The organism is Larkinella terrae, assembly GCF_009668025.1.
Taxonomy (GTDB): Bacteria; Bacteroidota; Bacteroidia; order Cytophagales; family Spirosomataceae; genus Larkinella; species Larkinella terrae.
The window spans coordinates 1,016,063-1,038,727 of the sequence record NZ_WJXZ01000001.1; the positions used below are offsets into that span (position 1 = coordinate 1,016,063).

Sequence of the window (22,665 nt, forward strand, 5' to 3'; positions counted from 1 at the left end):
TAGTATCACAAATACAAATAAAAGTAGCAGATTCCGATAGGTACGAAACTTAATTTTGCTTTCGTCAAATTCTGCACGACTTTCTATTTGGGATACTATGAAAAAGAGAACTTTACCTGCTTTTTTTATCGAAAAGCGCGTTTTCCTGCTGATAACACTCCTTTGTTGCAGCCTGGCGGTTTTCGCCCAGCAAGCGCGCACGGTGAAAGGGAAAATTACGGACGAACGCAACGAAGGTTTGCCGGGCGTCAGCATTGTTCTGAAGGGAACCACGACCGGAGCTACCACGGATGCGGGCGGTCAGTACACCATCAACGTGCCAAATAACCAGGCGATTCTGGTCTTCAGTTTTCTGGGGTACGAATCCCAGGAAATCACCGTTGGCAACCAGACGCTGCTGGACGTCACCCTGAAAGGCGATAGCAAAACGCTGAATGAGGTGGTCGTGGTCGGCTACGGTTCCCAGTCGCGCGAGGTGCTGACGACCTCCGTTTCCAAGCTGGACACGAAAGTGCTGGAAAACATTCCGTATGCCAACGCGGCTTCGGCCTTACAGGGTACGCTACCGGGCGTCCGGGTGCAGGGAACCGAATCCGGTGGTCAACCGGGCGCGGCTCCCCGGATCATTATTCGCGGGGGTACGTCGATCAACAACCCCAACGGCGCGGCCCCGCTGTACATCATCGACGGGATCATCCGAACCAACATGAACGACATCAACCCCGACGATATTGAGTCGCTGCAGGTGCTGAAAGATGCCGCTTCGACGGCCATTTACGGCGCACGGGGTTCCAACGGGGTTGTCATCATTACGACCAAAACCGGTAAGAGCGGCAAAACCCGCGTCACCTATTCCTATGACCTGATTTTCTCAAAACCGGGTAAAATGTACGAAATGGCGACCGCCCGCGACTACATTTACCTGCAGCGGCTCGGGGCCGTTCGCTCGGCGAAAAAAGACCCGACGGCCACCCGCCAATTGACGCTGGCGACCGGTGCCGGAACCGGTAATGACCTGACGAACAACACGGTATATACGACTCAATACCTTACGGAAGCCAATAAATACAAGCTGAATGAAGGCTGGGAAAGCATGCCCGACCCGCTGGATTCGACCAAAACCATCATTTTCCAGGGGACCGATTACCAGAAACTGATTTATCAGGACGGCGTTTCGCACAACCACTACGTTTCGCTGACGGGCGGTTCCGAAAAAGCGACGTTCAATGCGGGCGTGGGGTACCTGAACAACCAGGGAACGGTAATTACGACCCGGTACGACCGCCTGACGTTCAACCTGAACGGCGACCTCAAGGTGCGGGACAACCTGACGTTCTTCGGCCGGACGATGTACACCCGCTCGAGCAACAACGAGGTTTACAACATTTCGCAGATTTTCTACCGCTCAGCGGCCAACGTGCCCACCTCAAAATTGTATTACGAAGACGGTTCGCTGGCACCGGGTGCTAACCGGGGCAATGGAAACCCGTTGTACTTTCTGAACAAGGACAAGCGCGGCAATTCCATCGAAAACATGACGCTGTCGGTGGGCGGGCGCTGGGATATTCTGCCGGGTTTGGCTTTCGAACCCCAGGTTTCGATGTATAAACTGGGCACCGACGGTTATTCGTTCCTGCCTTCGTATTACAACGGAACCACGGCGGTAACTACCCGATCGGCTTCGGCGAGCTATACCAAACTGACCCAGTGGCAGGCTGATGCGGTTTTATCGTACGACAAAACGTTTGCGACCTCCCACAATGTGTCGTTAAAAGGCGGTTTTTCCTACTTTGGGCGGAACAGTTACGCCATGTCGGCCAGCGGCCAGGGCGCGGCTACGGACCTGATCCCAACCCTGAACGCGGCTACCACGCCGGTTTCGGTGGGCGGTTCGGTGAGTGATCAGGTGATTCTGGGTTATTTTGGCCGGTTCAACTACGATTACAAGCAGAAATACCTGTTCTCCCTAAACGCCCGCTACGACGGCGCTTCCAACCTCGGTGCCAACCACAAATGGGGCTTTTTCCCGGGGGTTTCGGTCGGCTGGAACCTGCACCACGAAGAGTTCTGGAAAGCCCTGCCCGCCGATCTGATTCAATTGAAACTACGCGGAAGCTACGGGGTGAACGGAAACATCAGCGGCCTTACCGACTTCCAGTCGCAGGGTGAATACGGTGTCGGAGCGCGTTATCTGGGCGTTTCAGCCGTACAGAACACCGTGATTCCGAACCCGTCGCTGAAGTGGGAACAGTCTAAAACCTTTAACGTCGGGGCTGATCTTGGCCTGTTCAAAAGCCGGGTGAACGTGATCGTCGATGTGTACCGGCGCGTGACCGACAACCTGCTGACCAGCCTGACGCTGCCGCCCTCGACCGGTTTTGCCAGCATCTTTACCAACCTGGGTAGCCTCGAAAACAAGGGTGTTGAACTGGAGCTCAGCGCGCAGATTCTGCCGCCGTCATCCGCTTTGCAATGGCAGATTGGCCTGAATGCCGCCAAAACGACCCACAAAATTCTGACGCTGCCTTACAACGGTACGGAAAACAATCGGATTGGCGGTTACAACGTGTATGATGCCGCCAGCGGCACGTACGTCTGGGGTGGCGGTTTGCGCGAAGGGGGCCGGATCGGTGATCTTTACGCCTGGAAACAGACTGGCGTGTATGCCACCGACGAAGCCGCCAAATCGGCGCCGGTCGATCAGCTCATCACCTACGCCGACAAGACCAAATACGGGGGCGACGCCATTTTCCAGGATCTGGATGGCAATAACATCATCGACGAACGGGATCGCGTTTACATGGGCAATCCGTTCCCGCTCTGGACCGGCGGTATTTCCAACACGCTGTCGTACAAGAACTTCAACTTCCTGATTCGGATGGATTACGCGACGGGCCACACGATTTACAACTACGCCCGGGCGTTCATGGACGGTCAGTGGGCCGGGGTGAGCATGACGAAGGAAATGGTTGACAAATCCTGGAAAAAACAGGGCGATATTGCCAGCATGGTGCAGTACCAGCCGGGGATCGGCAACTACAGCAACTGGCGCGGAACGGCCTGGCACGAGTTAACGACCAATTCCATCTATTACGAGAAAGGCGATTACCTCTGCCTCCGGGAAGTCACCCTGAGCTACAGCGTGCCGACGGCGGTTTTGCAAAAGCTGAAACTGAGCAACCTGCGCTTCAACCTGACCGGTAGCAACCTGCATTACTTCACGGCCTACAAAGGGCTGAACCCGGAAGATGGCACCCGGGACAACGGTCGGTATCCGATTCCGAAGAACATCGCGTTTGGGGCTTCTCTTACCTTCTAATCACTCGCTGAACCATGAAATCACCCTATAAACTTTTTTCGGGATTGCTGCTGGGCCTGCTGATCAGTACCACCTCCTGCACCGATCAATTGAATGTCGAACCGACGAGCGTCATCACCAATGCGTCGTTCTGGAAAACGGAAGACGACGCCAAAGGCGGTTTGAACGGGATGTACGTCAAACTGCGGAACGAAGCGCTGCTCAACCTGTTCATCTACGGCGAAGGCCGGAGCGAGGTGATGCAGAAGTCGCTGGCCGGAACGCTCGATTACGACCGGTATTACCTGAATACGCTCAACCAGGCCGCCACCGCGCCCGACTGGATCGGTTTGTACTCGGGCGTCAATGCGGCCAACCTGATTCTGAAATACGCGCCGACGATTACCTTTAGTTCGGAAAACGTCAAAAACACCACGCTGGCGCAGGCTTACGCGATGCGGGCGTACCTCTATTTTGTCATGGTCCGGACCTGGGGCGATTTGCCGCTGCGAACCCTGCCCACGGAAGGCTACGACCCGGAAACAACCTTTCTGGAACGATCGCCCGCTGCGGACGTTTTTAAGCTGATCAAAGAGGATATTGAAAAAGCGCTGCAACTCTTTCCGGACAACAACTTTACGAACGGTCGGAGCATGTGGTCGAAACCGGCGGTCAACGCGCTGAAAGCCGATGTTTATTTGTGGACGGGCAAACGCGCCAACGGCGGTCAGGCCGACTTCACAACGGCACTGGCGGCCTGCGACGAAGTGGGTAAAGCCGATGTGACGCTGCTGGCCGATTACGCCAGCCTGTTCAAATATGGCAACAAAGGCAGCAAGGAAATCCTGATGTCGGTGGGATTCCGGTACCTGGAAGCAACCGATAACTACTTCAATAACATCTACATGGCCGTCGGTGCGCTTCCGGCCAATGCCGAAGCCGCTTCCAAAACCATTGTGGGTGTTTCGGGTGGCAATAACGTGTGGGAGCCCAGTGCGCTCGTCCGCAACCAGTTTTCGGTCGACGACCAACGCCGGGCCGGGACGTTCCATGAAGTTTACACCACCGGTACCAACGGCGCCCGCAATTATTTCATCTCGGTGCAGACGAAAGGGCAGGGAACGGTTGAAGGCGGGGTGCGGTTTTTCGTCGATGACATCATTCTGTACCGCTACGCCGACGTGCTGCTGCTAAAAGCCGAAGCCAAAAATGCGCTCGGACAAGACCCCAGCACCGAAATGAACCTGATCCGGCAACGGGCCTATGGCACCAAATTCGACGCCTACAAATTCGTCAACGGCACGAAGGAAGCGAACGACGCGGCCATTCTGAAAGAGCGCCTGCTGGAACTGATGCTGGAAGGCAAGCGCTGGTGGGATCTGGTGCGGTTTGGCAAAGCGTTTGACATCGTACCGTCGCTGCAGGCGCAGAAAGGGAAGGATTACCTGTTGCTGTTCCCGATTTCCAGCAACGTGCTGAGTCTGGAACCCAAGATTAAACAGAATCCCGGTTATTAAAAGATGGTTTAAGGTTTATAGTTCTCAGTACTGGACATAAAATGTACAACGGAGTGTCACTCCGTTGCTGGACCTGAACAAGCATCTGTTAATGAAGCCATTACCACGATGGAGTACCACTCCGTCGTACAAATGTCCAGTACTGAGTTTATGGTTCATTGTTTAAAGCTAATCACTTTTATAGGAACGTATTGAGTCAAAACCTTAAACGATAAACAAATATATCCCTAACCCAAAACCCGTTTAGCCCGTGAAAAAGAAATGCCTTTTTCTGGTCGGTTTCGTGTGCCAATGCTGGGCCTTTACGGCCCAGCATTTTTCTCCCACGGTTTGGGAAGAACGAAAAAATGCCAGCTTCACCGTCATTGCGCCCGGTATTCCGGCCTATGAAAAAACGGCCGGAATCTACAAACGGGATGGCAATGAAAAATACCAAATCAAACTGGGCGAACCCGTTGTCGTGACCGTCGCGGAAAAACCGGTAGGCTGGGGATTTTACCAGTTTCCGAAAATCTACCGCAGCACGGACGGCGCGCTGGTGGCCGTCTGGGCAATGCATACCGACCACGCCGAGAGTTACGGCAAAGACAGCGACGGTTTTGCGGTTTCGAAGGATGGCGGAAAAACCTGGACGTTTCCCGGTGGACCCAAACCGCCGGGCGATGGGCTGTTGCTGCCCAATGGCGATATCATCCGGAATTACACGCCCCCCGCGCTGGACACCGCCAGCCTGAAACTGCCCCAAAAAATTGCAACCAAGGCGGAGAACTACGGCCGGACGTTTTCCTATTACAAAATGGATCAACTTCCGGAGAACCTACAGGGCGTTTACCTGAACCGGTTGAAAAAAGGCCAGAAAGAATGGACGCTGGAACACAGTCAACTGCTTGATCCAACGGCGGTGCGCTATACCGACAATAAGTTGTTTACGCTGGTGTGGTGGGGTGATATGAAAGTGGAATCGACCAACGACATTGTGACGGGCATCTACCCCGGTTTATCGCTCGAAAACGGCACCGTACCGCCCTCGGGTGTGCTTTTTTACCGTTCGTCCGATCTGGGGAAAACCTGGAAAGCAGTCGGCAAAATTCCGTACGTACCCGATGTGACGCAGGACCCCAACGGCAACAAACGGCTGGCGCTGGGGTTTACGGAACCGGCGTTTGAAATTCTGGCCGACGGTTCATATCTCTGCGTTCTGCGGACTTCCGATGGGCTGGGCAATAGTCCGATGTACCTCAGCCGCTCGGTCGATAAAGGCGCAACCTGGAGCCAGCCGAAAGTTTTCACCAGTTCGGGTGTGTTGCCCCATTTGCTCCAGTTGAAGAACGGTGTGACGGTGCTGGCTTCGGGCCGACCGGGCATGCAAGTGCGGTTTTCCAACGGATCAAACGGTTTGCAGTGGACCGATGCCTTCGAAATGCTGCCGTTCACGGACCAGAAAGATGCCGTTTCCTGCGGTTATCCTGACCTGATTGCCACCGGCCCGGATAAATTTCTGCTCATTTATTCCGACTTTAAATACAAAAATGCGCAGGGCGAAACCCGGAAGGCCATTAAAGTGCGGGAGATCACGGTCACCCCGCGCTGACGATTTTCCGGTTTTTTGCTCAACTACCCCAACATGATCAAATCGTACCTCCTGTTTCTTGGACTCCTTCTGGGCGGTGTGGCAACCGCCCAGAAAACCGCTGTTCCGACGACCGACTGGACTGAACGGAGCAACGAGCCCCTTTCCGTGATTACCAACGGCATTCCGGCTTACAACAAAACCGCTATTCAGTATAAACAGAATGGCAAGCTAACATACCGCGTCACGCTGAGCGAACCGGTGGTGGTGAGCGTGGCCGACAAGGAAGAAAAATGGGGCCATTTTCAGTTTCCGGACATCGCCCGCAACCTCGACGGCGCTATCGTGGTGAAGTGGCAAATGGCCAACGATGCGATGGAATCGTACGGCGGCACCTCTTCGCCGACGGCGGTTTCCACCGACGGCGGAAAAACCTGGAAACCGGGCGCTACGGATTGGGAACATTCCGTGCTGGACGAGGGCGTTCTGCTGAAAAATGGGGAACGGATCAAAGTGGTGACCCCGAAACCGGTCAAAGAGTCCGAGCTGGCGATGCCAAAACCGGTCGGGTCGTTCAAGCGGAGAAATTCGGTCCACACTTTTTACAAACTGACCGAACTGCCCGCCAGTCGCCAGGGCGTTTTTCTGGCCCGGCGTGGTAAAGGGGAACGGGTTTGGAAAGATGAACAAGCGGTTCTGGACGACCCGCAAGCCCTGCGCTACAGCCTGCGCGGCATGGTGCCGGTGGTCTGGTGGGGCGATCTGAAAACCGCTAACGATGGTTCCGTTGTCGCCTGTGTGTATCCCGGTTTTCACATTCGGGACGATGGCAGCCCGGACCTGAAAGGTGGGGTTTTCTTTTACCGCTCTACGGATGCCGGGCATTCCTGGAAAATCCTGAGCCGCATTCCGTACCAGCCGGACACCAAAATCGATACAAATGGCGTGAATAAATTCTGGTTTACGGAACCGGCTTTCGAGATTCTGGCCAATGGCACCTACCTCAGCGTCATTCGCTCGCATGACATTTACAGCGGCCCGCTATACGCCAGCCGTTCCACGGATCAGGGCAAAACATTTACCAAACCGGAGGTCATGGCCCCGAACGGCGTCTTTCCGCGCCTGTTGCAGTTGAAAAATGGCGTGGTCGTGACCGCTTCCGGTCGGCCGGGCGTGCAAATCCGGTTTTCGAACGACGGTAAGGGCAAATCCTGGACAAATGCCTTTGAAATGCTGCCGTTTGGCCCGAACAGCACCTACGACCAGGTTTCCTGCGGCTACACCGGTTTGCTGCCCACCGGCGACAATTCGTTCCTGATCGTCTATTCGGATTTTGATTTCAAGAATCCACAGGGTCAGATTCGCAAAGCGATCAAGGTGCGCGAGGTGACGGTTTCTGCGCTTTGAACAGCGTCTGTTTTTTTGTTTGAAGTGGTTGGTTTGAGAAGGATTTCGGTTTGGGAATAGTCCCGGGTCGCATAGCGACCAAATGTTTGTAGCCCAAATGCGTTCTTCATCGGCCAATGATCGCGTAGCGATCGAACCGGTTTTGACGGGTTTGTTCGGTCGCTACGCGACCTGTCTCAACTTCGAGTCAAGAACTTCTACAAACATTCGGTCGCTACGCGACCACGATTTAGAAGGTTATTCAATCGGGTTTGTATTACTCAATTTTATTCAACATGAATTATCGCAACTGGTTTTTGCTGGCATTTACCTTAGGCTGTGCGGTTTTCGCCGGAGCAACGTATGGAAACGGAAACCGACCTAATGCGACAAAAAAACCGGTAATCGCCGATTCGAGCCAGACGGCCCGCACGAAAAAGCCGAAGAAAGAAGCCACACCATTTTTATACAGTCCGCAGGCGGCTCCAAGCCCCAAACTGCTGTTTGATTATTACCACCGCAAAGGGCCCAGCACCAAAGTAGGCAACTACATGGTGACCGGGGCCTGGACCACGATTAACGGCCGCTACGGTTGGGACGATTTTGTGCACACCAACTCGTTCGACCCGGTTTTTGTGGCGCTGGAAAAAGAGTTCGCCATTTCGATGGCGCAGGAACCCTACTCCGACGCGACCCTGGCGACGAAAGACGCGGTGGTCATCGTAAATCCCGACAACCCGAAATTGGACCCGACAGCCAACGTCCTGACCGACGCCGAAATTGCGATGCTCCGGCGGTACGTCGAGAAGGGCGGCAGTTTGATGGTCATGATCAACAGCGGGGGCAGCGACCGGGCCGCCGAGGATTTTGAAGGCGTTCAGTTGCGCAAACTAACCCGCAGTTTTGGTCTCGACTGGAACAGCGACGACACGCATTATTCCGACGTGTCCATTGGCGAAAACCACCCCTATTTCTACGACGTGCCCATTTTTCACTACGGTTCGGGCTGTACGCTCCGAATTCTGCCGGAAGCAAAGAATCCGACGGTGTTGATGCAGGTGGCGTCCGATGCGGGCTACCCCGACCGCAACGTCAAGGGCCCCGGCATCGTGCTGGTGCGGCCGGGCAAAGGGAAGTTTATTCTGGTGGGCGACAACGGTTCCTGGACCGGTAACATGTCGCGCCCCTGGGCCGAAAACGAGCGGATTCTCAAGCAATTGTTCCGGTATTTAAAACCGGATCAGGGTGTTAAAACTCCGCAGCTTCCGGCCGACAAATCGTTTCAGTACGAAGTCACGGTAGCAGAGTTGCAGGGCATTCCGGTTACCAATACGCTTAAGGAAATTGAGCACCCGCACTTCAAAATGTTTTCGCCCCGCCCGGCCACGAACATGCCGTACCTGGAAGCCACGGCCGATCTGACGCTGAAAATTGGCAAACACGGGCCCGAAGAAGCCGCCCCGCTGACCGCCGAGGTGAACGGTTTTCGGTGGTTTGAAGAAAGTCCGCAGGAAAAACAGCAGATTCAGCTAGTGGCCAGTCGGCAGGGAAAAGTAAGCCAGCTTGCCGCCAAAGGTCAGGGCGCCCGGTGGCTGGCGCCGGATGTGTCGATTCTGGTCCCACTGCTGCCCGTCGATGGCATTCGGCCGGGCGACCGCTGGGAAAGCATTGAAAATGTGCGGGTTCCGATGCTGAACGGCACAGACTTACCCCCATTGAAACCGACTCCGATGAGCTTGACTTATATTTCTGACACTGAACTGGACGGCCGGGCGTGTCGGCTAATCCGGGCGACTGGCGAACTCTGGCTCAGCGACCTCGGCGTTCGGGTGGAGGAGTTGCTGCCCGACGAGGAAGTCCGGCAGGTGGGCGGTTCGCGCTACCGGTTTTTCAACGAACACGGCGGAAAAATCCTGTACAAACGCGAGCAGTGGGTCGATCGGGAAACCGGGACGGTGATCAAGGGCCGGGTGCAGACCCGCATTGTCGCCTGGATTCAGGACAAAACCGTACCGGTCGGCAGCAGCAATGCCGTCAAGGATCAGCAAATGATTGTGTCGATGGCGCACAGCACCACGTTTAAGCTCAAGGACGCCAAATGATGACCCGCCGGGAGCTGATCAAAAAAGCGGGTGGTTTGGGCGCCGGACTGGCGTTTGGACCATTTCCGCTTCAGCGATTAGCTGGTACCGGGCGGATGTCGGACGTGAACGATACGGATATTCCGGGCGCAATTGTCCTCGGCTGCGAAACAATGAGCAACGTTTTCAATGCCGACGATGGTGACATTGCCCATTTTGGCTCGGCTATTTCGACCGTCGGGGGTGAGTCCTATTTCCGGTTTAGCAGCACGCACACGGAATCACATATTCCCGGGCGGCACCTGAACGCGCTGCTGAATGCCGAAGATGCGATCGGTTACCAGATTGCTCCGGGGGTGGTTGAGAAACACGCGAAAACCGCCTGTCAATGAGTTCATAACCATCCCGTTCATGTTGCCAGCGCGGGAGCTGACCTTGAATCACCGTACGCGGACAATCCGGGTTCGATTGAAAGGCGACCGCGTCCTGGCCATGGACAACTTCGGCGCCAATTTCACTTTTTTTGATCGCTTCTAACCTGGACACATGTATGCCAATTCGTCTACCTACACGGTTGTTGCCAATCGGAAGTGTTCGTGAATAGCCGTCAGTGCGTGGCGGTGCGGATATATCCGGGTCGCAGCGACAGCCAGGGCGTTTCCATTCGGGCCCACGGCAGCCCGGCTACGCTCCAATCGCTGGAAGCCTGGCAACTGGAAAACCTGTTTGCCAAACCGTAAGATTGATACAATCATTCAAAAACCGCCCGGATGAAAGATAATCTCGGCGGTAACTTTGAAAAATAGTACAACAAATCGAAATAAAAGTAGGAGGATCACTAATCGACAAAACTTAATTTTGCGTACGATCCATCCAAAAGAATAAAATATCGATGAATTTCAAATCGATAAAAAAATAACCAGTCCTAATCCATCCCCATGACCCTCAATCTGAAAAGTGCCGGTTCGTTTTTCCTGCTTTCCGGCGTTATGGCCCTCGGCCTGACGTCGTTTGTTGCGAACAACGCCCCGAAACCGGTAACCGACGATGCGCCCGCCCGGAAAGTCAAAGATTTCGTGATTTACCAGGACGAGCGGTTTTATTCGACCTTTCCGTCGATCGTCAAAAAGCCCAACGGCGAATACCTGGTCGCTTTCCGGCGCGCGCCGGAGCGCCGGGGTTTCGGCGAGAAAGGGTCCAACCACGTTGACCCGAATAGCTATCTGGTGGCGGTTCGCTCGAAAGACGGCGAAACCTGGACGAAAGAACCGGAACTGATTTACGCCCATGCGTTCGGTGGGTCGCAGGACCCGTGTTTACTGCAATTGAAAAACGGCGACATTCTGTGCGCCAGCTACGGCTGGGCGTTCCTCCGTCCCGACGGCATGGCAAATCTGAAAAAACCGTATTTTGAAACATCCGGGGCCGTTTTTCTGGGCGGTTACCTGGTGCGTTCGACGGATGGCGGCAAAAACTGGCAGGGTCCCATTTACCCCACGCACATTGCGCCGGAAATCAATTTAAGTCCGCTGGGCGGAGTACCTCTTCCGGCCTACAACCGGGGGGCGTTGTACGAAGGAAAAAGCGGCCGGATTTACTGGATCGTGGCTTCCAGCGACTCCAATTCGCCGAAGAAAACGTCCAACCATTTGATTGTTTCGGATGACAAGGGCCTGACCTGGAAGTATGCAAGCGTGGTGGCCATCGACGACAAAGTGTTGTTCAACGAAGCCTCGGCTTACGAAACGCCCAAAGGCGACATCATCGGTTTTCTGCGCACGGCCAACCTCGACGATCAGGCGTGTATTGCCCGCTCAACCGACGGCGGCAAGAGCTTCAAATGGGAATCGATGGGTTTTCAGGGCCACCCGATGCAGGCCACGCGGCTGGCCGACAACCGGGTGTTGCTGGTCTACGGCTACCGGCATAAACCCTACGGTATCCGCGCCCGCATTCTGAACGCCGAGTGTACCGATTATAAAACCGCTCCCGAAATTGTGTTGCGCGAAGACGGCGGCAGCACCGATATCGGCTATCCGTGGTCGGTACAGCTCGACAAAAAACGGGTGCTGGTTGTCTATTACTTTAACCTGGACAACGGAACCCGCCAGATTGCCGGATCGATTCTGGAACTGAAATGAAGGACTGTGTAGAATTACAAGAACCTTTTTAAAGTTGCCCCCAACCCCCTAAAGGGGGCTTTAGCAAACCTGTTTAAGCCCCCTTTAGGGGGTTGGGGGCAACCGCTGACTCGTTATGAAAACCGAAACTCTTTCCGTTTCTCCGAAAACCGCCGTCGTTCCGGCGCGGGCGTGGCTCGTGGTGGCGCTGCTCTGCGTGGTGGGCTGCCTGAATTACCTCGACCGCATCATGATCACCACCATGCGCGAGTCGATCAAGGCGGCTATTCCGATGACCGACGCGCAGTTTGGGCTCCTGACGGCGGTTTTTCTCTGGATTTACGGATTGCTGAGTCCTTACGCCGGTTTTCTGGCCGACCGCTTCAACCGCAGCCGGGTGATCGTCGGGAGCCTGTTCATCTGGTCGCTGGTGACCTGGCTGACGGCTCACGCGACTACCTTCGAGGAACTGCTGGCGACCCGGGCGTTGATGGGCATCAGTGAAGCCTGTTACATTCCGGCGGCTATGGCGCTGATTGTCGATTACCACCGGGGGGCCACGCGCTCGCTGGCGACGGGCATTCACATCGCGGGCGTGATGGTCGGGCAGAGTCTGGGGTTTCTGGGTGGGATGATTGCCGAACAACGCGACTGGAGTGCCGCTTTCAGCGTTTTTGGGCTGGTGGGCGTTCTGTACGCCGTGGTGCTGGTGTTTTTCTTACGCGATGCACCCAAATCGGCTGAAACCGAAACCGACGTTCCGAAAATCGTCGAAACCGTCCGGTTTGGCGAGGCCGTCCGGAATTTGTTCAGCAAACCGGCGTTTAGCATTCTGCTGCTGTTCTGGGCTTTGTTGGGCGTGGTGGGCTGGCTGATTGTCGGCTGGTTACCCACGTTTTACCAGGAACAATTCGGCTTGCCGCAATCGCAGGCTGGTTTATACGCAACCGGCTATTTCCACACCGCAGCCCTGGTCGGCGTTCTGACCGGCGGGGCACTCACCGACCGCGTGAGCCGGAACAATCCGCGCGGGCGTATTCTGGTTCCGGCCATTGCGCTCTGTATTGCGGCTCCGGCCATTTTCATCGCCAGCACGACCTCCGTGTTGCCGATCGCCATTGTCGGATTTATTTTTTACGCCTTCACGCGGGTGTTCAGCGATACGAACATGATGCCGATTCTGTGCCTGATTGCCGACGAACGCTACCGGGCCACGGGCTACGGCATTCTGAATCTGGGCAGTTGCATCGTGGGCGGTTTGGGCCTGTACGCGGGCGGGGCGCTGCGCGATGCGCACGTAAGTTTCAATCAGTTATTTCAGGTCGCAGCGGTTTTGTTGCTGATCTGCGCGGGCACCCTGTTTTTGCTCAGATCCCGAAAAAGTCTTAACCCGTCCGAATCGTAAGCACTATCCCGATGAAAAAAGTACGACTATTCCTATTCCTTTTGAGTTGTTCCGCACCGGTGCTGGCGCAGGATGCGGTTTTCCCGGATTATGTAAAAGTGACCAAAATCTGGGATCAGCCGCCCCACAGTGCCTTTACGGACCTGGTGTTGTTCAACAACGCATTTTACTGCACCTTCCGGGAAGGGTTTTCGCACGTCGATACCACCAACAGCGGCAAGGTGCGCGTGCTGAAATCGAACGACGGAAAAAGCTGGTCGAGCGTGGCCCTGCTCGCTATTCCCAAGATCGACCTGCGCGACCCGAAACTGACCGTTACGCCGGATAAAAAGCTGATGGTGACGATGGCGGGGGCGGTTTTTGCGTCCCTCAACAACAAGAACAAAGTGCAGCGAATTGCGCCGATGGTTTCATTTTCTGACACGAAAGGCGCAAATTTTTCGGCACCCCAAAAATCGACCCTTGACCCGGCGATTTCGCCCTCCAAAGACTGGATATGGCGCACCACCTGGTACAACGGTACGGGTTACGCAATTGATTACCAGGTAGTTACCGACGATCACTGGGTGGTTTATCTCCTAAAAACCAAAGACGGCATCAAATACGACAAAGTCTCCGATCTGGACGTCAGCGGCAAACCCAACGAATCGACGATCCGGTTCGATAAAAACGGCAACATGCTCGTCCTGATCCGGCGCGAATCGGAAGACCAGATGGGAATCATGGCGGAAAGCAAAGCGCCGTACACGAACTGGACGTACCACAAAATGACGATCCGGCTGGGCGGCCCTAACTTCCTGTTTCTGAACGAAAACCGCCTGGTCATTGGCTCCCGGAATTACGCATCGCCCAACAAAATGGCGCTGTACCTGACCGATCGGACTGGTAACATTTCCAAAATTATCCCGTTCCCGAGCAGTGGCGACGCGAGTTACCCGGGCATGGTGATTCACCAGAACAAACTCTGGGTTTCGTATTATTCGACCCACGACGGGAAATCGGCCATTTACCTGGCGGAAGTCCCGCTCGACAAACTTTGACAATTCCGAAACCTGTTTGCATGCCGACTGTCACCCGCCCGCTTGAAGCCGCCGACATTCGCGGCACCTGGGCCACGCTGATGCTCCCGATCAACGCGGATGACTCCATCGACTTCAAAAGGTTGGAAACGGAGCTCGAGCGAGTCATCGGGTTTGACATCGACGGGTTGTATACCAACGGCACGGCAGGCGAGTTTTACAACCAGACCGAAGCCGAATTCCGGCGGATTCATCGGTTGCTGGCGCAGCATTGCCGGGCCGCCGGTTTGCCGTTTCAGATCGGCGTCAGTCACATGAGTCCCTGGATTTCACTCAACCGCCTGAAATGGGCCATTCGGCAGGAACCGGGCGCGGTGCAACTCATTCTGCCCGACTGGTTTCCACCCACCGAAGCCGAAATGATTGTGTTTCTGAAGAAAATGGCCGCGGTTTCGTCGGACGTTCGGCTGGTGCTGTACAATCCGTCCCACGCCAAAATCCGGCTGACACCCGTACAGTTTGGTCGCTTGAAAGACGCCGTTCCGCAACTCGTGGGCGTGAAAGTGGCCGGAGGTGACGCGGTCTGGTACGAACAGATGCGGGAACACATGGCCGACCGACTGGCGGTTTTTGTACCGGGCCACCGCCTGGCGACCGGTTTTCGGGAAGGCGCGCACGGTTCGTATTCCAACATCGCCTGCCTGCACCCGCAACTGGCGCAGGCGTGGTACCAGTTGATGCAAACCGATCCGAACGAAGCCCTGCGCTGGGAGTCTGCTATCCAGCAATTTATGAACGACTATATTCTGCCGTACATCCGCGACCAGCAGTATTCCGACCCCGCCTGCGACAAATTGCTGGCGGCTGTGGGCGGTTGGTCAGTGGGTGATACCCGGATGCGCTGGCCGTACCGTTCCATTCCGATGGCGGAGGTGTCGGCGGTGCGGACCGGCGCGCGAAAATTAATCCCGGTTTTTTCAACCCTTGTGCCCGAATGAAACCGTTACAAACCCTGCTAGCTATTTTTTTGCTCATGACAAATCTTGCCAAACCTGCCGCTTCGGCCCAGCCCGTTTCCGATGCGTTGCGAAATCAATGTCTTCAGGAATTGCGAACGGTTTTGCGGACGGAACAGGAATGGATCAAAGTCCACGCGGCCGAATACCTGCTCTGGATCGGCGAACGCGCTGGCGTTCAGGACGTATACCTGGACGAACTTCAAAAATTTTCGACCAAAGCGCCTTACCGCATCGGCATCTGGCGGGTGCTGGCGCAGGCGGCTGCGACACCCGAAGAAAAGAAAAAATGGACCGATCAGATTGCGGCTGCGTTTGCCGACCCCAACGGCACTGACCGTATTCATGCCGCCGAAACACTCGCCAAACTCGGTATTTCGCCAACAACCATCGACGCCGATGCGACCCGAAAAGCCATCGCCGGAGAAAACCGCCCTTTGTCGCTGTATACGCTCTGGGGCGCTACCTTGGCTGACGCAAAAACCGCCCCGGCCAATCGCCGGAAATTTCTGGATCTGGCCCTGAACCGGCAGGAAGAAGCCGCTCCCCGTCGGCTCGGTGCCTTTATTACCCGGAAACTGGGCGGTTTGACCAGCGCGGAATGGAAGCAACTGGCCGAGGCCGCGTTGGCCGAACCAGCCGCGTCGGGGCTTCAGCTCAATCTGGTGCATGCGGCTCTGGTGACGGCTTCGGCGGAAGCCCGGCGGTCGGAACCGTTCCGGCTGCTCCGAATTAAACTGCTCGCGGCCCAACAGTCGCCAGCGGTTGGCGATCAGCTGGAACTGGTCACGGCACTGGCCGAAACCGGCCTCCCGGCTGATGTAGCGGTTTTGACCCCGCTGCTGAAGCACGAAAACGCCGACGTTCGGGCGGGAGCCGCGTATGCAATTTTGAATATTGGGACGAAAAAAAGATAGGAATACAACCCTTCACTTTCTGCCCCTAAATCCCCTAAAGGGGGACTTTTAAAAATCGGATTAATCGTGTACAAGTCTCCTTTAGGGGATTTAGGGGCAGAAAGTGAAGGGTTGAACGAAAGTTCTAAACCGATAACACTGTGGTAAAAATTGGAATCATTGGCATGAGTGCGGGCAACGCCCACCCGTACTCCTGGTCGGCCATCATCAACGGTTTTTTTGATGCGGAGGAAATCACCCGCGTGGGCTATCCCGGCGTTTCGGCCTATCTGACGGCCAACCGCGACCTCCTCGGCATTCCGGGAGCGCGGGTCACGCACGTCTGGGCGCAGGACCGGGCCATTTCGGAAAGCATCGCCAAAGCCGTGCAGGTCGAAAACGTCATGGACGAAATGACGGATTTGATCGGTCAGGTCGATGCGGTGATTCTGGGTCGCGACGATCCGGAAAACCACGTCGAAATGGCGAAACCGTTTATCGAAGCCGGGGTGCCGCTTTTTATCGACAAACCGCTGGCGGGCAGCCTCGACGATCTGGCCTATTTTGCGGAGCAGGTCGCCAATGGCAAGTTCGTGATGTCGTGTTCGTCGATGCGTTACGCGACGGAACTGCGGGCGGTCAAGAATGAATTTGGCTTGTTGGGCAAGCTGCAACTGGCCACGGCGGTCGGCAAAAAAGACTGGATTCACTACGGGGTTCACATGCTCGAAGGGCTGTTTATGCTGCTGGATGATCCGACGCCGGTTTCCGTCCGGCACGTCGGGCGCGACGGCGGTGATGTGGTTTATCTGGAATTTGCCGATGGCTTTCAGGCCACTGTGCACCTGTTCATGGACATCTCTTTAACGTTCCAGATTTCGCTGTTCGGCAAAGACGGCTGGCGGCTGATCGAAGTCAAGAACTGGTTCGGGATGTTCCGCGACAACCTGATCGAGTTCATCCGTTCGGTGGAAGAAAACCGCCCGCGTCTGGATTTCGTCAAAACCGAACGCATCATTCGAACGCTGGTGGCCGCCCACGAAAGCCTGGCCGCAGGTGGGAAAACCGTATACTTAAACTCCTAAAATGGCTGATTTACTGACGGGTACCTTTGGCCTGAACGGAAAAGAAATCTGGGTGATTGGTGGCGCCGGTTATCTGGGCCAGGCCACGGTTCGGCTGTTGCAGGCTGTGGGCGCCCGCATCCTCTGCGCTGATCTGGAAAACCGGGCCTTCGATTTTGTGCAGACTGCCGGTTTTGACGATCAGGTTACACCCGCCACGCTCGACATTCGGCAGGGAGTGGCCATCCGGGAATTTGTAACCGAACAAATCCAAAACCGGGGGGTGCCGAACGGGTTGGTCAATCTGGCGTTTGCCTCGACCGGCAAAAAGCTGGAAGACCTGACCGAGCAGGATTTCGACGAAGTCAACCACGGCGGCCTGACGGCGACGTTTCTGCTGGCCCGGCAGGTTGGGCAGGAAATGGCGAAACTGGGCCGGGGAAGCCTGGTTTTGTTTTCGAGCATGTACGGTTCCGTCTCGCCCGATCCGGCGGCTTACGAAGCGCCGATGAACAAAAATCCCATCGAATACGGGGTCGGCAAAGCCGGTATCATCCAGATGACGCGCTACCTGGCCGTGCATTGGGGCCGGCAGGGCGTTCGCTGCAACTGCATTTCGCCCGGGCCGTTTCCCAATCCGGCAGTGCAGCAGAACGAACCGGCTTTTGTCGAACGCCTTTCGCAGAAAACCCCGCTGGGGCGCGTTGGTCAATCGCCCGAAATTGCGGGGGCGGTGACGTTCCTGCTGTCGGATGCAGCTTCCTACATCACCGGGCAAAACCTGTTTGTCGATGGTGGCTGGACGAGCTGGTAACATTGTTTCCAAACGAATTGATTGAAAATATTCCACTCTCCTCTCGATGATACGGGCATGAAAAAAAACGGTATCAACTCTTCGTCCAGAAGAAATTTCCTGCAAAAAACGGCGCTGCTGGCCGCCTTAACTCCGAAACAATTGCTGACGCCAACGCCCGAAGCTCACAGCCAGGCGGTTCTGGACGGTAACGTTCCCGAAATGATCGAAGCGGATGGCCGTTTGCGCCTGAGTTTTGGCGAGGAAGTGACGGTGGTGCCAAAAGGATTGCAGCCGTATCTGCTGGTGACAAAAACCGGGACCCTTGTTGCCCAGGCGCAGTTGCCGGAAAAACCGTTTCCGTCGCCCCGTATGCATTATTCAGCCGCTTTGGGCACCTACATCTCCCGCGATGATGCCAAAACCTGGACGAATATTCCGCTAAAACCCGGTGAAAACGGACTGAATCTGGAAGGGGGTGGCCTTCAATTAAAAGACGGAACCCTGATTGCGCTGGATACGTACATTACGCCGGGAAAAAAGGACGGCCAGGGCGTGGGGCAGCTTTACACATCGCGGGATGACTGGCAGACCGTGGAGGGACCAATCGACGTTCATTTTGATCTGCCGGGTGCTGATTTTTACGCATCCAAGGACGATGGCGGCCACCCGCACGAAGCGCTGCGGCTACACCGACGGATTCTTGAAATGCCCAATGGTGACTTGCTGACCACTTATTACGGCTGGATCAAAGGCGACCGGACGCCCTCGACGTACATGCCGACCATGATGAAAACCCGGGTTTTGCTGGTGCGTTCAACCGATAAGGGAAAGAACTGGAAACTGGTTTCAACCATCGCCGTTGGTCCCGAAATTGGCACGGAAGGGCTGGACGAACCGGTGATTACCCGCATCAGCAAAGGGCCGAATGCGGGGCGGCTGCTCTGTTTGATGCGCACCGGTCGGGAACTTCGGGAGTCTCATTCAGACGACAACGGGGCTACCTGGAGCCCGCACCAACCCCGGATTTTTGCCGGACTGGACATTTATCGGACGGAATTGTGGGTGGACTGGCTCCGTACGCGAACCGACTCGAAAGGCAAGCTGCTCGATGAAACCAACCCGGACGAACTCCGGGGCGCCGTGGTAGACCCTGACCTGATTGAGCTGCGCAGTGGATTGCTGGTGGCGGCATTTGGGGTACGGGTTCCGCAGAAAGCATGCTGGAAATATCCCGACCACTCCTGGAATGGTAATTATTTAGCCATCAGTCAGGATCACGGAAAAACCTGGCCGAACGTCGTCCGGCTGACATCGGGCGTCATGACGACCCATTACATGGCTATTGAAGAGATGCGAACCGACAACAAGGTATTTGTCAGTTATGATCTGGGAGCCTGGGGAAAAAACCCCAGAAATAGTGTCGGACGAACCGTTGAGATAGCGATTAAATCCTGATCGTAAACCGGCATAACCTCCAGAAATTCAACCTTTAAGCAACTCATCTGGGCGAAACTTCCACAATCACCCGCTTGTAGCGGGTCAATGCCGGACTGCCTTTGTCGGTCACTTTCAGGATAAAATGAATAGTCTGCGGGCTGGTAACGTCCGGCGCTTTGACGGTGTGCAGGTTAGCCAGGTTGGGTGAAAACGGGGCAAACGAAACCCGATCCTTGTACGTTCCGGCTTCGGGATACTGGAACCAGTAGTAGCTCAGCGCGTCGCCGTCGGGGTCGTACGTTCCCGTTGCGTTCAAACCAAAAATGTCGCCCGATTTGACTTTCAGTACTGCCGCGTGGTCCAGTTTCGGAACCGGCGGGTGGTTGGCATTTTTGTATTCGTTCACCATCCAGTCCATCCGGGCGGCAAAATCGTTCTGAAAATCTTCCCGCCAGCGCCACAAGGTCACCTGACTGCTTTTGTATCGGGCGGTATCGGCAACGAAAGGCCGACCCCAGCGCGACGCAACGAGTGGCGAATATGTATCTTCGGCGTTTGTCCAGATCGGGCGGGTTTCCGGTTCTGAAACCGGGCCGGTCACCATCTGTCCGCCCTGCGTCCGAACCGGATTGCTGGCAGTTGCCGGTTCAGCTTTGGGAATATAGAGCTCGTACCGCCCACCCCAGCCGCCGTATTCCGGGTGTTCCGGCACATTCAATCCATTGGGGATCAGATTCATAAAAGAGGGTGTATCCCCTTCCATGCCGTAAGCCACATCCGGGTATTCGACGCCCAGCGGCCCGTGCCCCTGCTGAATGTTCCGGGCAATCCACTCGTTGCTGTTCACCTCGTTGTTGGCGCCGGAAAAATTGCGGGTAATGCCCGCCCAGGTCGCGTTCCGGTAGCTGCCGGGGCTCACAATGAAGAAAACGCCGGGAAACGTTTTTCGAATCCACGGCCCGGAATCGTCCTGATCGGAAATGGTGTAAACGCGCAGTTTCTGGTAGAGTTTAGCGGCTTCCGCAGCGGTTTTGGTTTTCTGTATTTTCCACAAGGCCTGCGCCAGGCAGTTCGGCCCGCCCCAAACCGGTATCCAGAGCGGGCGCGCATCCGGTTTTTCCAATGTTTTGATGATCCAGTCCGACCCTTCCGAATCCTTGCCTTCGCCGACGCCTTCCATACCGTAGGCAGCCCGCCCTTTTTTGACTTTCGTTTTCAGTTCCGCTTCGGTTGGAAAGCCCTTGGCGTGTTTCAGCAAATTGGGCTGCACCTTGCCGTAAGCCATCAGAATCTGGTGAATTGTTTCGGGTGCCACCCGGTTTCGCTGGTGCGTCGAGGTCGTGGCAATCAGTCCTTCCACCTCAAACTCATTGGCATACGCCAGAAACCGCACCAGCGATTGCGCATCGTCGGGGTCCGCTTCAATGTCCGTCAGCACCAGTACCCGAACCTTAGGATCCGGCTGGGCCCAAAGGAATAGGGGACTGAAAAGCAAAACCGTAAGAGGAAATATCCATTTTTTCATCATAAGGGCCATTTTTGCAGAAAATCGATTAGTCCGTCACCGTCGCAATCACCCGCTGGTAGCGCGTCAAACGGGGGGCTTTGGCATCCGTCACTTCTAGAATCAGGTGAATGGTGTTCCCGGATTTCGCATCTTTCGGAACCGTAAAAGCCGCTTTAGCCTGATCCCCGTTCTGAATTGCCACTTTTCCCGAATACGAGCCCACTTCTTCATACTGCCACCAGCGGTAGCTCAACGCATCGCCGTCCGGATCGGTGGCCGAACCGCTCAGCGTCACGTTCTGACCCGGTTTGACCCGAAGATTCGGCGCGTGATTGAGCTTCACAACGGGCGGATGATTGGCTTCGTTGTAGGGCTTGACGCACCAATCGGCGCGGGCGGCAAAATCGTTCTGCAGCACCGGAATCCAGCGCGTCTGCGGGTAAGCCGCATCGGCTTTCTGGGTATACGGATTGTAATCGGTAACGGTTTTTCCGTCTTCCCAGCGGTACGGATTCGTCGGCGACTTCACCATGCGGCCACCCCAACCGCCGTAAGCCACGTCTTCCTTGCTCCGCAGCCCAACGTCGATCAGGTAAAAAAAGGCGGGCGAATCGCCTTCCGAAATAAAATCGTACTGGCTCAAACCGTATTTTTTAGCTTCCTCCAGGTCGCCATGCGTGTGTTCGGGATCGCCGGGGAGTTTCCGGCCATCGCCCCACAAATAGTAGGCTTCCAGCAAGGGACCGTGCCCAAACCGGATGTTTTCGGCAAACCATTTTCCGCCCAGGTACGGTTTTAGCTCCGCCGGAACGACGCGGGGCCACAAATACGCAAAACTCCAGAACTGATCCGAATTATACAGTACCTTGATCTGCGGCCAGTTCGGGGCAATGTATTTCTGATAGGTCGCGTCCTGATCCAGAACCGCATAAATAATCGCCTTTTCGGAGATTTTTTTAGCAATTTTCGCCCAGTCAGCCGTGTTTTTGTACTGATCCTCAATGGATTTCAGGGCGCGGGCGACCGTGTTCGTACCTCCCCAGATTTGCAGGTAAACCGGACTGGCGTTGTTGTCGAGCAGAATCTTTTTGATGAAATCGGACCCTTCGGTGTCGCGGCTCATTTCCCCTTCAAAATCAATATTTCCGACCCGCACCAGACTCCGCAGGTGTTCGGGCGTCGGGTAGCCTTTGGCGTGTTTGATCAGGTTCGGATAGACTTTCCCGTATTTGTCGATGTACTCCTCCATCCAGCTGGTGCCGGGCCAGCGCAGTTCCGTGCGTTCGCCGTAGCGCTTGGCCGTGTTGGGCATTTCGGAGGTAAATTTGGTCCCTTTCCCATCGCCCTTGTAATGCCATTGCGAACTGCTGTAAACCAGACCAACAATGTCGAACTCGTTGCTGTAGAGCAACATGCGGATAAACGTATCGACATCGTCCACTTCGCCATCGGTTGTAACGATGGTGCGCGGTTTGGCCGACTGGGCGATTGCGGAAGCCGCCATGCCCACCAACAGCAGCAGAAGGAAACCTGATTTTCGCATCGATTAAACG

The 22,665-nt window shown here is 55.5% G+C and carries 17 protein-coding genes; 15 read left to right on the forward strand and 2 right to left on the reverse strand.

Annotated elements, in window-relative coordinates:
* The first annotated feature begins 97 nt into the window (after positions 1-97).
* From GJJ30_RS04020 to GJJ30_RS04090, 15 genes are all read left to right on the forward strand, one after another.
* The gene (locus tag GJJ30_RS04020; RefSeq protein WP_154173371.1) at positions 98-3,319 is read left to right on the forward strand and encodes a SusC/RagA family TonB-linked outer membrane protein; all 3,222 of its coding nucleotides are present in this window, start codon (positions 98-100) and stop codon (positions 3,317-3,319) included.
* Between the two features lie 14 nt (positions 3,320-3,333).
* Positions 3,334-4,815 carry a RagB/SusD family nutrient uptake outer membrane protein gene (locus GJJ30_RS04025; protein WP_154173374.1) on the forward strand — a complete coding sequence of 494 codons (1,482 nt, stop codon included), beginning with the start codon at positions 3,334-3,336 and terminating at the stop codon, positions 4,813-4,815.
* Positions 4,816-5,065: 250 nt separating this feature from the next.
* A complete protein-coding gene (locus GJJ30_RS04030) occupies positions 5,066-6,406 on the forward strand; it encodes a sialidase family protein (RefSeq protein WP_154173376.1) in 1,341 nt (446 codons plus the stop codon).
* Between the two features lie 33 nt (positions 6,407-6,439).
* Complete coding sequence (locus GJJ30_RS04035) at positions 6,440-7,792, forward strand: sialidase family protein (protein WP_154173378.1); 1,353 nt, start codon at positions 6,440-6,442, stop codon at positions 7,790-7,792.
* A 275-nt stretch (positions 7,793-8,067) separates the two neighbouring features.
* On the forward strand, positions 8,068-9,873 hold the full coding sequence (locus GJJ30_RS04040; protein ID WP_154173380.1) for a hypothetical protein: 1,806 nt from the start codon (positions 8,068-8,070) through the stop codon (positions 9,871-9,873).
* Complete coding sequence (locus tag GJJ30_RS04045; protein ID WP_154173382.1) at positions 9,870-10,244, forward strand: twin-arginine translocation signal domain-containing protein; 375 nt, start codon at positions 9,870-9,872, stop codon at positions 10,242-10,244. The genes GJJ30_RS04040 and GJJ30_RS04045 overlap by 4 nt, the downstream gene beginning before the upstream one ends.
* A gap of 204 nt (positions 10,245-10,448) precedes the next feature.
* Positions 10,449-10,592 (forward strand): hypothetical protein, encoded by a 144-nt coding sequence (locus GJJ30_RS32275; RefSeq protein ID WP_154173384.1) that lies wholly within the window; start codon positions 10,449-10,451, stop codon positions 10,590-10,592.
* A 198-nt stretch (positions 10,593-10,790) separates the two neighbouring features.
* On the forward strand, positions 10,791-11,993 hold the full coding sequence (locus tag GJJ30_RS04055) for a sialidase family protein (RefSeq protein ID WP_229312933.1): 1,203 nt from the start codon (positions 10,791-10,793) through the stop codon (positions 11,991-11,993).
* 115 nt (positions 11,994-12,108) lie between these two features.
* Positions 12,109-13,377 (forward strand): MFS transporter, encoded by a 1,269-nt coding sequence (locus GJJ30_RS04060; RefSeq protein ID WP_154173386.1) that lies wholly within the window; start codon positions 12,109-12,111, stop codon positions 13,375-13,377.
* 41 nt (positions 13,378-13,418) lie between these two features.
* Positions 13,419-14,417, forward strand: coding sequence for a hypothetical protein (locus GJJ30_RS04065; protein WP_154173388.1), 999 nt, complete (start codon positions 13,419-13,421; stop codon positions 14,415-14,417).
* Positions 14,418-14,437: 20 nt separating this feature from the next.
* Entirely contained in the window at positions 14,438-15,394 is a 957-nt protein-coding gene (locus GJJ30_RS04070) for a dihydrodipicolinate synthase family protein (protein WP_154173390.1), read from the forward strand.
* Between the two features lie 35 nt (positions 15,395-15,429).
* Entirely contained in the window at positions 15,430-16,329 is a 900-nt protein-coding gene (locus tag GJJ30_RS04075) for a HEAT repeat domain-containing protein (RefSeq protein WP_154173392.1), read from the forward strand.
* Between the two features lie 140 nt (positions 16,330-16,469).
* A complete protein-coding gene (locus tag GJJ30_RS04080; RefSeq protein ID WP_310588180.1) occupies positions 16,470-17,393 on the forward strand; it encodes a Gfo/Idh/MocA family protein in 924 nt (307 codons plus the stop codon).
* Position 17,394: 1 nt separating this feature from the next.
* The gene (locus tag GJJ30_RS04085) at positions 17,395-18,186 is read left to right on the forward strand and encodes an SDR family oxidoreductase (protein ID WP_154173394.1); all 792 of its coding nucleotides are present in this window, start codon (positions 17,395-17,397) and stop codon (positions 18,184-18,186) included.
* Between the two features lie 57 nt (positions 18,187-18,243).
* Positions 18,244-19,623, forward strand: coding sequence for a sialidase family protein (locus tag GJJ30_RS04090; protein ID WP_154173396.1), 1,380 nt, complete (start codon positions 18,244-18,246; stop codon positions 19,621-19,623).
* A 43-nt stretch (positions 19,624-19,666) separates the two neighbouring features.
* On the opposite strand, the gene GJJ30_RS04095 is transcribed toward GJJ30_RS04090, so the two are convergent.
* Together GJJ30_RS04095 and GJJ30_RS04100 are read right to left on the reverse strand one after the other, a co-directional pair.
* Positions 19,667-21,100 (reverse strand): DUF1593 domain-containing protein, encoded by a 1,434-nt coding sequence (locus GJJ30_RS04095; protein ID WP_229312934.1) that lies wholly within the window; start codon positions 21,098-21,100, stop codon positions 19,667-19,669.
* Positions 21,101-21,158: 58 nt separating this feature from the next.
* A complete protein-coding gene (locus tag GJJ30_RS04100; RefSeq protein WP_154173400.1) occupies positions 21,159-22,655 on the reverse strand; it encodes a DUF1593 domain-containing protein in 1,497 nt (498 codons plus the stop codon).
* Positions 22,656-22,665 lie beyond the last annotated feature (10 nt).